Below are 11,349 nucleotides of genomic sequence, written 5' to 3' on the forward strand. Positions count from 1 at the left end.
CCACAACGCAACCCCTGCATGCTGCTTCTCCTGTTTTGAGCAGAAGATACCACTGCAGCATGGGGCACGACTAGTCAATATGACGACCTTTATGCAATAATTGCGGACTTCGTGCAGCTTATAATGCCCGATGTGCCCCTCTAGCTCATGCTTGGTTAGAGCAGCGGACTCATAATCCGTTGGTGCCGTGTTCGACTCACGGGGGGGGCACCACCTCATACGCTCCACACCCATCAATTTACGCAAACATACGCATACTTTCATAGTGTGTGGTACGTGCCTGCAGGCACTCAGAAATCAACCTTCCCAAGCATATATAAGCTTTATTTGCTAATCTTTTACGCAATTTTTACGCAAGGGATTACGCAAAATGGCATCCTTCAGAAAGTCGGGGAACGGTTGGCGTGCTGAAATCCTAGAGAAAGTAATTCGCGCAAGTGCTACCTTCCCCCAGCAAGCGGGAAGCACAAGAATGGGCTGTAAAGAGGGAAACTGAGATTTCCAGTATGCGAGCTGAGACTACCTCATCCCCCCCGTCGCACGGCACGCCTCAGGCCACATCGGCACCGGCGCATATTTGAATATCCTTGACCCCTTTGATCTTCTGCCTCCCTATACTTAGCATCGCTAGGATAGAATCAATTTGTCACATCAACATTTCCGTAATTAAACGTGTTTCTCCGCAAAAACACGTTTTTTAAATGTTGCAGTCATCCTGTGATGTTTAATAACCGAAGCGGGCGAGCTCTATTTTCAATATGGATAAAGTCGCTACTACGCAGAGAGCATGCCCTTCGCCAGCGCTCATTAACGCGTCGATCAACGATTTAAAGCTCTCAGATACATGGCAAATCAGACACCAGAACAAAAAGCCCGCGACCAGATAGATGCTTTACTGACACAAGCCGGATGGGCGGTTCAAGACAAGAACAAGATCAACCTTTCAGCATCTACCGGTATTGCCGTTCGCGAATATCAGACCGACGTCGGACCTGCTGACTATGTCCTGTTCGTGGAAAAGCAGGCCGTGGGTATCGTGGAGGCTAAACCTGAGACATGGGGCGAGAAGATCACCACAGTGGAAGAACAGTCCCAGGGCTATGCCAACGCGACGTTGAAATGGGTTAACAATACGCAAACATTACGCTTTGTATATGAAAGCACTGGTGTCATCACGCGTTTTACAGATGGTTCAGATCCACAACCACGATCTCGCGAAGTATTTAGTTTCCACCGCCCGGAAACACTCAGCAAATGGGTTAAGGAATCGCTTGCGGGAAAGAAGAGCCTGCGCGGTCGACTACAGGATTTCCCGCCTTTGAACACTGACGGGCTGCGAGATTGCCAAATAACCGCCATCACCAACCTTGAAGAATCCTTCAAGCAGGACAAACCCCGCGCTCTGATCCAGATGGCCACCGGTTCCGGTAAAACCTTTACTGCTATTACCGCCAGTTATCGGCTGCTACGCGAGCCGGTCAGCGCCAATCGCATTCTGTTCCTGGTAGATACCAAAAACTTGGGAGAACAGGCCGAACAGGAATTCATGACCTTCGTGCCCAATGACGATAACCGCAAATTCACCGAACTCTATACGGTACAGCGACTGAAAAGCCAGTACGTCCCCACCGATGCCCAGGTGTACATCAGCACTATTCAGCGCATGTACTCCATTTTGAAAGACGAGCCACTGGATGAATCGCTGGAAGAACAAAACCCGGCTGAGCAGCTCACCAAACCCAAAACACCGCTGCCGGTGGTGTATAACGAGAAAATCCCACCGGAATTTTTTGATGTCATCATCATTGATGAATGCCACCGCTCCATCTACAACCTGTGGCGGCAGGTGCTGGAATACTTCGATGCCTACTTGGTGGGCTTAACCGCCACACCAGATAACCGCACCTACGGTTTCTTCCGCAAAAATGTTGTTAGTGAATACAATCACGAAAAAGCCGTGGCCGATGGGGTTAACGTCGGCAACGAAATCTTTGTTATCGAAACCGAAAAGACCAAGCACGGCGGCAAGGTAGAAGCGAAGCAACTGGTGGAACGCCGGGAACGCACCACCCGCAAGAAACGCTGGGAAACACAGGACGAAGACGAAACCTACACGGCCAAACAGCTCGACCGCGATATCGTCAACCCCGACCAGATTCGCACCGTTATCCGCAGCTTCAAGGATGCACTACCCACCATCTTCCCAGGCCGCAAAGAGGTGCCCAAAACGCTGATCTTTGCCAAAACCGACAGCCACGCCGATGACATTATTCAAACTGTGCGCGAGGAGTTTGGGGAAAGTAACCAGTTCTGCAAAAAGGTCACCTACCGTGCCGCCCACGACAAAACCAATGCCGACGGCAAGGTGATTGAAAAAGGCGAAGACCCAAAATCCGTGCTCGCTCAATTTCGTAACGATTACTACCCGCGCATCGCCGTCACCGTCGACATGATCGCCACCGGCACCGATGTCAAAGCGCTGGAGTGCCTACTGTTCATGCGCGATGTGAAAAGCAAAAACTACTTCGAGCAAATGAAGGGCCGCGGCACCCGCACACTGGATAAAGACAGCCTGCAAAAGGTCACCCCATCGGCCCAGAGCGCCAAAACCCACTATGTTATCGTGGATGCCGTCGGTGTCACCAAGTCCGTCAAAACCGCCAGCCAACCACTTATCACCAAGCCCAGCGTGCCGCTGAAAGATTTGGCCATGGGTGTGATGATGGGCGCCAGCGATAGCGACACAGTTTCATCGCTGGCCGGCCGTCTGGCGCGACTGGACAAACAACTGGATGACAACGAGCGCGCCCGCATTGCCGAGAAGGCTGGCGGCACTCCGTTGTTAGTGATTGTCGGTGAACTTTTCAACGCCATCGACGGCGACCGGGTAGAACAGAAAGCACTGGAAATCGTGGGCCAGCCCGCCGGCACCGACCCCGGTGATGACGCACGCAACAAGGCCCAACAACAACTGGTCAGCGAAGTCGCGAAGGTGTTTAACGGCGAATTGATCGAGCTGATCGACTCCATCCGCCGCGACAAAGAACAAACCATCGTCCACGACGACTTGGATACCGTACTCAAAGCCGAATGGGATGGTGAAACCACCGAAAACGCCAAAGCACTCACTCAGGAATTTTCGGACTATCTACATGAGCATGTGGAAGTAATTGATGCCCTTACCCTCTATTTCAAAACCCCGGCCCGACGCGCCGAAGTGACCTACCCGCAAGTCAAAGCCCTGTTGGAAAAGCTCAAACAGGACAGGCCGAAGCTGGCACCGCTACGCATCTGGCAAGCCTACGCCCACTTGGATAACTATAGCGGCGACAATCCCCTAACCGAGCTTACCGCGCTGGTGGCACTGGTGCGCCGTGTCTGCGGGCTGGACAATACAATCACCACCTTTGGCAGCACCGTAAGAAAGAATTTTCAGGATTGGATCATGAAGTACCACGCCGGTAGCTCAGAAAAATTCAACGAACAGCAAATGCAATGGCTGCACGCCATTCGCGACCATATCGCCAGCTCCTTTCATTTCGAAAAGGATGATTTGGATATGACGCCCTTTGATGCTCAAGGCGGATTGATGGGCATGTATCAGCAGTTTGGCGACAAAATGGATTGGGTGATTGATGAGCTGAATCGGGAGTTAGTGGCGTGATGGAAAGAGAAGTGCTTTGGGATATCCCTCAGAGTTGGACGTGGGCAACGATCTCAGATCTTGGTGAAGTTGTAGGAGGTGGGACACCTCCTACAAAGGAGCCAACCTACTGGGGAGGAGATATCAACTGGATTTCTCCTGCTGACTTAACAGGCCATACCAAGAAAATAATCAGCAAAGGCAGCAAATCAATTACAGAAGATGGATTGAAAAACAGTTCTGCTCGAGTAATGCCTGCAGGAAGTGTGCATTTTTCATCGAGAGCTCCAATAGGTTATGTCGTGATAAGTACAGAACCTATGGCAACGAACCAAGGATTTAAAAATCTTGTGCCAGAACAAGGCATCTTTAATGAGTTTGTTTATTACTATCTGAAAGCATCTAAACAACTTGCGGAAAAAAGAGCCAGCGGAACAACATTCCTTGAGCTGTCGGGGAAAGCGTTTGGCCTGTTACCTATCCCTCTTCCACCATCTAACGAACAAAAACGCATCGTCGCCAAAATCGAAGAGCTTTTCTCCGAGCTGGACAACGGCATTGCCGCGTTAAAAACCGCCCGCGAGCAACTCAAGGTCTATCGTCAGGCCGTGCTCAAACACGCCTTTGAAGGCAAGCTCACCGCTCAGTGGCGTAAAGACAACGCCCACAAACTGGAATCCCCCGAACAACTCCTCGCCCGCATCCAGCAGGAACGCGAAGCCCGCTACCAGCAACAACTGGAAAAATGGAAAGCTGCGGTAAAAGCGTGGGAGGACGGAGGTAAAGAAGGGAAAAAACCGAGCAAGCCCTCCAAGCTGTCAGAAATAAAACCAGCTTCAACTACTGATTTTGACACACCTGCAGAATGGACTGTTTCCGAACTCGGCTTAATAGCTTACGAAAACGTCCTTGGAAAGATGCTCGACAGGAAGAAGAATATCGGCGAAGAGCGCCCATATTTAGGAAATATAAATGTCCGCTGGGGCGCATTCGAGATTGACGAACTTAAAACAATGAGAATTGAGGAATCTGAGGTTGATCGCTACTCTTTGCGCTTTGGTGATTTAGTGATCTGCGAAGGCGGCGAGCCAGGAAGGTGCGCGGTATGGTCTAGCAACAATGACAAGTTTTTTATTCAGAAAGCGTTACACCGAGTTAGATTTACTCAATCGTACTTACCAGAATTTGCTTTTTATTATTTTTCATACGCGGTTTCTCTTGAGCGTGTAGTAAAGCACTTTACTGGAACAACTATTAAGCACCTCACAGGTTCCGGACTTAGTAAGGTCCAGCTTCCTGTCTGCTCCGTTGCTGAGCAGAAAGAGATTATTAATATTGTTGAATCTAACCTAACTAACATTGATACTCTAACTACTGAGTTAGATATCCAATTGGCTAAAGCCGAAGCCCTCCGCCAATCCATCCTGAAAAAAGCCTTCTCCGGCCAGCTAGTACCACAAGACCCCAGCGAAGAACCAGCCAGCGAACTGCTGGCCCGCATCCAAGCCGAAAGGAATGCAAAGAAAACAAGCAATACAAGGAAGGTGAAATGAGCATTGTCTGCCTACGTGGTGACACTGAATTAAACGAGCAGGATTTACGGGCGCATCTGGTCGCCATGCTACGACTGGAAAATACTGCGGTGCTGCTTGGTGCAGGGGCGTCCGTTCCCTCCGGCGGCATGACCATCATGCAACTGTGGAAGCAGTTTATACGCGATCATGCTGATACTGCGAAGCGATTTGCAGATGGTGGCTTTATCGCACAAGAAGATGCCGTTTTAGCCAGTTTTGAAGCAGCCAACCCCAGAAATCTGCCCAATATAGAAGCACTTCTGGACCAGTTGGAAATGGCGAAGCTCGATTGGACTCGTCGCTTGGCAAGCAGCAGAAATTTAAAAATCTTTAAGAAAGACATTGAAGCTTTACTCAAGTGCGTAGTTAAGGCGGCTGTCCTTGATGCAAATGCTTGGGGAAAACCACCTGCATATGACCGCTTCCCTTATCACGTAAAGCTGCTGCAACGATTGGTCGGTGCACGCCAGCCAGGTCAAGCAAGCCCTTGGGTGTTTACAACAAACTATGACTTGGCTGTCGAGTGGGCGGCTGAGTCAATTGGGATACACACCCATACCGGATTTGTAGGAATCCATAACCGCACCTTCTCACCTCAATCCTTTGATTTGGGGTACAGAAATATCAATGCCAAAGGTGAGGCCAGGTTTGGCTGCAACGACATCTACCTAGCAAAACTACATGGTTCACTCACTTGGCAATGTACAGATGGCGAGTATCGAGAGCTGGCTTCATCTGAAGTTTGGCCAAAACTCAAAGCCATTATTGATGGCGTAGACGCAGTAGATGAGACTTTGATGGTGTTTCCCAGAGCAGCGAAGTATCTACAGACAGTAGGCTTTCTGTCTGGCGAGCTGTTCCGACGTTTTTCCGATTTTCTAGCCAAGCCACAAAGCTGCATTATTCTGGCGGGCTATTCGTTTGGCGATGATCATATCAATCGTCTTTTGCGCTCAGCCCTGCTCAACCCTACGCTGCAAATCATAGCCTTCTTGCCAGAGTTTATGGGTACAGAACCAGCTGAGCTTGCGGGGCTTAAACCCGAGGTAAGGCGACTTCTCGCGCTAAAATCACCTCGCTTGACGTTTGTGGGCGGAGGCGAAGCCGCATACTTCAATCACATGGTCGATTTGCTGCCCGATCCTATGCTCTACGATCTTAACGAGCAGGAGTTTAGAGAAAGAATAAAGGCTATGAGTGGTGGTGACGATGCTGAGTAGAACCGCAATTGGCTATGTGGTGCAAATTGATGGAAGCCAGGTCACACTCAACTTGCTCGACCACCACCGGGGACAAATGGCGAGCCACTATCAAGGTATTACACCGGTAGGCGAGGTTGGTGGCTTGCTGCTCCTGGATGGCGGCTACCGGCTTTTTGTACTCAGAATTTCAGGCCTTAATTTTTCAGAACCCAAAGAGATTCACCGCCCTGCTGCTAGCAACCAAAGCCTGGCTAGTCAGCCGTTGCGTCATTTACACGGCACGGTAATTGGTTGGATAGAGGCTGGAGAATTCGTATCCGACAATTTGGCATCGCCCCCTTTGGGGGCCGAGGCCTTTCCCCTGACAGACAATGAATCGCAAATTGTATTGGGTGGACCGGAGCCTAACGGTCCCATCATGCTTGGTACAGAGTATAAAACTGGAAACATTGTTAGAACCGGGCTCAACCGGCTCTTAGCGCAACATGTAGCCGTCTTAGGCAGCTCTGGCCAAGGCAAAAGCTGCTTTACCGCTGCTGTATTACAGCAGCTTGCAGATATGCCTAATTCCCGCATCGTTATATTCGACATAAACGGAGAATACGACCGGGCATTCAGAAAATCCGAGAGTGCGATAGCAGCGGGTGACATGGGATGTAGGCTTCCCGATGGCGCCTATCAGCATACGATTATTGGTCAAGATACCGATGGCATTCCAGGGTATCGCATACCTTACTACTCCCTCGGTAGGCAGGGGCTCAACCGACTCCTTTTGCCAAGCGAAAAGACACAACGGCCCGCGTTATCGTTTGCCATCGATAACTTGAAGTACGTTCATTGGCACTCGGGTGAGCGAGGTGCGTCCATAGACGGAGACAACGCTGTTCTTTTTGATGACTGCCGTCAGAATGGCGCAAACCAAGCAATCTCTGCAATTAACGCCCTGAGATCTGGTCAAGTTGCTACAGCAGCCCAGTGGCCACCTATGGCGGCCTTGGCTGCCTTAATTGCAGACAGTCACAGTATCTCACCGGATAGAAATCCAAATACATTCAAAAGGGACGCTTTTTCATACAGCAACGTTTCGCCGCTTATCACTCGGATTCATCGTCTGATCGACGATGAAATGCTTCGAGCAGTTGTAGACGTAGATGGTGGCCCTCCTATACATGGAGGTGACCTTGATATGCGAGCGGAGAGTGAGCACCTCGTCGCCAAGATCTTTGGCAATGCGGATACTCAGTGGCGCGTGCACGTGGTGAATCTCCGGCAAGTGCCACAAGACCTGATGCCGCTTGTTCTCGGCTCATTGCTAGAACTGTATTCTCAAGTACTCTTTCGGCGCGGGCAAGGCAATAGCCCCACCACTCTTCTTGTACTCGAGGAAGCTCACCACTACTTACGGCCAGTACCCGATGGTGACTCTGGCCCTTCTTCGCTCGCGTATGAGCGACTCGCCAAAGAAGGCCGTAAATTTGGACTTGCGTTATGGCTTAGCACACAGCGACCGTCAGAGATCTCGCCAACAGTTCTTTCTCAGTGCAACACATGGGTTTCCTTCCGTCTGACATCAGAGCAAGATTTGCGCGTAATCTCGTCTGCATGCGAATGGGCGGATAAGCGTGAGGTCTCTCGTATTGCTGGCCTCCCCAGACAACACGCACTTGTCATGGGAGGCACTGTAGCTCTGCCAACTTGCATAAGGTCAAAAAGTGCGGATCCAACACCTGCATCCGAGGACGGCAAGTTTGATGAATGGATAGGGGAGCAGGACGCATAACATGTTAATGACAAAACAAAGCCTAGAGCGCCCCCATGAAGTTTGAAACCTTCAAAGCTGGTGAATGGCGGCAGCAGTACCAGTACAAAAGCTTTAGCCCCGTAGCCGTGAACCGCGAGTGGAGCTGGGAAGATCCGCAGATCAATACGCTGCTGGAACGTGCTTCCCGTGCACTGGCGGAGCTGGATGCCTTTACCCTGATCGTGCCGGATGTGGATTTGTTTATTCAGATGCACATTACCAAGGAGGCCAACAATTCGTCGCGTATTGAAGGTACGCAAACACAAATGAATGAAGCGGTTCTGGACAGTAGCCAGCTAGCACCGGAAAAGCGTGACGACTGGCAGGAAGTGCAGAACTATATCCAGGCCATCAATGAGGCGGTTGACGAGTTGCAGCGGCTGCCACTTTCCAACCGCCTGTTAAAGCACACCCATGCAATACTGATGCAGGGCGTACGCGGCGAGCATAAAACGCCCGGCGAATTCCGCACATCTCAGAACTGGATCGGCGGCAGTGGTTTGGCGGACGCCACCTTTATTCCGCCGCACCAAAGCGAAGTCATCGAGCTAATGGGTGATTTAGAGTTGTTCTGGCATAACGACAACATCAACGTCCCAGATCTGATTCGCATTGCCATCAGCCACTACCAGTTTGAAACCATCCACCCGTTTCTGGATGGTAATGGCCGCATTGGCCGCCTGATGATTGCCCTTTACCTAGTAAGCAAAGGCTTGTTGAGGAAACCGTCGCTATACCTCTCTGATTTTTTTGAACGCAACCGCGCCAGCTACTACGATGCGCTGATGCAGGTGCGCGTGTCGCACGACATGATCCACTGGATCAAGTTTTTTCTGTCGGCGGTGATACAAACAGCGGGTAAGGGCAAGCAAACCTTTGAGGGTATTCTGGCGCTTCGTCAGGAGATGGACCACATGGCCTTCACGTATGGCAAGCGTGCCGAGAACGTACAACGGTTGCTGCGACATCTATATCGACGCCCGGCAATCACCGCCACCGAAGCCAGTACGCTGCTCGAGGTTAGCCATCAAACTGCCTCCAACTTGCTCAACAAAATGGTTGAAGACGGAATGCTAGAAGAAATTACCGGCTACCAACGCAACCGGGTATTTGTCTTTGATCGTTACCTATCTCTGTTTAGTGCCTAAGCACTGCGGCCTGAGACATGAAGGAACAGGCCCTAACTTGAGGCAAAAAAACCCATGTGTAAGGTTAAATGCCTCAACTTTACATATGAGGTTCTATATGTAAAGTTGCCGACTTAATGTTTACATAGACCCTAAGGCTCACAAGACCATATATCTTTTTGATTAACAACAGAAAACGAACCGACAGGCAGTACCGCCAATACCCGGCAAAAAAGGCAGTCAAACATGAACAGATCTTCCATCATCTCCAGAGTCTGGAGCTTCTGCACCACCCTGCGTGACGACGGCGTGGGCTATGGCGACTATCTGGAACAGCTCACTTACCTGATCTTCCTGAAAATGGCGGATGAGTATTCCAAGCCGCCTTACTCCCGTGACGTGGGCATCCCCACAAAGTACAGCTGGCAGGCGCTGACCAGCAAAAAAGGCGCCGAGCTGGAGGTGCTTTATGTGGAGTTGCTGCGTGAATTGGGCAAGCAGAAAGGTATGCTGGGCCAGATTTTCACCAAGGCTCAAAACAAGATTCAGGACCCCGCCAAGCTGTACCGGCTGATTGACATGATCGACAGCACCCAGTGGGTCATGATGGGTGCCGATATCAAGGGTGATATCTACGAAGGGTTGCTGGAGAAGAACGCGGAAGATACCAAGTCTGGCGCTGGGCAATACTTCACGCCCAGGGCTCTGATTCGCGCCATGGTGGAGTGCGTGCGGCCGGAGCCGGGAAAAACCATCGCCGACCCGGCATGCGGCACTGGCGGATTCTTTCTGGCGGCCTACGACTTTTTAACCAATCCGGAAAACTACAACCTCGATAAGGCACAGAAGCAGTTTTTGAAGCACAGCACTTTTTATGGCAACGAAATCGTCGCCAACACCCGCCGCTTGTGTTTGATGAACATGTTTTTGCATAACATCGGCGAGATCGACGGCGAGAGTCTGGTCTCCCCCAACGACGCGCTGATCGCGCCAAGCCCCATCAGCGTGGACTATGTACTTGCCAACCCGCCCTTCGGCAAGAAAAGCTCCATGAGTTTTACCAATGAAGAAGGCGAGCAGGAAACGGACGAGCTGACCTACAACCGGCAAGATTTCTGGGCCACCACCTCAAACAAGCAACTCAACTTTGTGCAGCATATTCGTAGCATGTTGAAAACGACGGGCAAGGCCGCCGTGGTAGTGCCCGACAACGTGCTGTTTGAGGGCGGCGCTGGCGAAACGATCCGCAAGAAGCTGCTTGAGAACACGACGCTGCACACCATTTTGCGTCTGCCGACCGGCATTTTTTACGCACAGGGCGTGAAAGCAAACGTGCTGTTTTTCGATAACCAACCGGCTAGCCCCAATGCGTGGACGAAAGAGGTTTGGTTTTACGACTACCGTACCAACGTTCACCACACCTTGAAGAGAAAGCCAATGCGCTTCGAGGATTTGGCGGACTTCATTGAATGCTACAACCCAAAAAACCCAGCTGAACGCCAGGAAACCTGGCACCCGGAAAACAACCCTGACGGCCGGTGGCGCAAATATACGACTGATGAACTGCTGGCGCGTGACAAAACCAGCCTCGATATCTTCTGGCTGAAAGACAAGAGCCTAACCGACCTGGACAACCTGCCAGAACCGGATGAGCTGGCAGAAGAAATTATCGAAAACCTGGAGGCGGGGTTAAACAGTTTTCGGGAAGTGCTCAGCAGCTTATCGCCGCAAACCGCAGTCTCTTGAACTCCAGCGTAGAGATTAACACCTATCAATGCCCGCCTTTGAAGGCGGGCATACTCTTCGTAACGGACTTTACCCTTCCAGCGGCGGCCACTGCCGGGCGGTATGCACAACATTCAGTATTCGCACCTGCCCCCTGCGTCACAATAGATGTCCGCTCGTTTTTCGTTAATATTTGAGGGAGCGGTCGGAGTGAAGAAGTGCCCAGTTACAGCCCAGAATTCAAAGAACAAGCCGTCAGGAAATTGATGCCGCCGCA

6 protein-coding genes and 1 tRNA gene are annotated in these 11,349 nt (G+C 51.0%); all 7 read left to right on the forward strand.

Features of this window, described 5'->3' with window-relative positions:
- Positions 1-134 precede the first annotated feature (134 nt).
- Positions 135-213: transfer RNA gene (locus VRY85_RS11365), tRNA-Ile, on the forward strand.
- 631 nt (positions 214-844) lie between these two features.
- Positions 845-3,664, forward strand: coding sequence for a DEAD/DEAH box helicase family protein (locus tag VRY85_RS11370; RefSeq protein ID WP_414598711.1), 2,820 nt, complete (start codon positions 845-847; stop codon positions 3,662-3,664).
- A complete protein-coding gene (locus VRY85_RS11375; RefSeq protein WP_414598722.1) occupies positions 3,664-5,196 on the forward strand; it encodes a restriction endonuclease subunit S in 1,533 nt (510 codons plus the stop codon). Before VRY85_RS11370 ends, VRY85_RS11375 begins: the two co-directional genes overlap by 1 nt.
- The gene (locus VRY85_RS11380; protein WP_414598712.1) at positions 5,193-6,437 is read left to right on the forward strand and encodes an SIR2 family anti-phage-associated protein; all 1,245 of its coding nucleotides are present in this window, start codon (positions 5,193-5,195) and stop codon (positions 6,435-6,437) included. Before VRY85_RS11375 ends, VRY85_RS11380 begins: the two co-directional genes overlap by 4 nt.
- The gene (herA, locus tag VRY85_RS11385; RefSeq protein ID WP_414598713.1) at positions 6,427-8,199 is read left to right on the forward strand and encodes an anti-phage-associated helicase HerA; all 1,773 of its coding nucleotides are present in this window, start codon (positions 6,427-6,429) and stop codon (positions 8,197-8,199) included. Before VRY85_RS11380 ends, herA begins: the two co-directional genes overlap by 11 nt.
- A 35-nt stretch (positions 8,200-8,234) precedes the next feature.
- Positions 8,235-9,368, forward strand: a complete 1,134-nt coding sequence (locus VRY85_RS11390; protein WP_414598714.1) for a Fic family protein — start codon at positions 8,235-8,237, stop codon at positions 9,366-9,368.
- Positions 9,369-9,593: 225 nt separating this feature from the next.
- Positions 9,594-11,093, forward strand: coding sequence for an N-6 DNA methylase (locus VRY85_RS11395; protein ID WP_414598715.1), 1,500 nt, complete (start codon positions 9,594-9,596; stop codon positions 11,091-11,093).
- Positions 11,094-11,349: the final 256 nt, after the last annotated feature.

Source organism: Achromobacter sp. F4_2707, assembly GCF_047501535.1.
Lineage (GTDB): Bacteria > Pseudomonadota > Gammaproteobacteria > Burkholderiales > Burkholderiaceae_B > Yanghanlia.

Bases quoted from the DNA above. Each gene is read 5' to 3' on its own strand.
- VRY85_RS11370 (WP_414598711.1), top strand. From the start codon at position 845: ATGGCAAATCAGACACCAGAACAAAAAGCCCGCGACCAGATAGATGCT.
- VRY85_RS11375 (WP_414598722.1), top strand. From the start codon at position 3,664: ATGGAAAGAGAAGTGCTTTGGGATATCCCTCAGAGTTGGACGTGGGCA.
- VRY85_RS11380 (WP_414598712.1), top strand. From the start codon at position 5,193: ATGAGCATTGTCTGCCTACGTGGTGACACTGAATTAAACGAGCAGGAT.
- herA (WP_414598713.1), top strand. From the start codon at position 6,427: ATGCTGAGTAGAACCGCAATTGGCTATGTGGTGCAAATTGATGGAAGC.
- VRY85_RS11390 (WP_414598714.1), top strand. From the start codon at position 8,235: ATGAAGTTTGAAACCTTCAAAGCTGGTGAATGGCGGCAGCAGTACCAG.
- VRY85_RS11395 (WP_414598715.1), top strand. From the start codon at position 9,594: ATGAACAGATCTTCCATCATCTCCAGAGTCTGGAGCTTCTGCACCACC.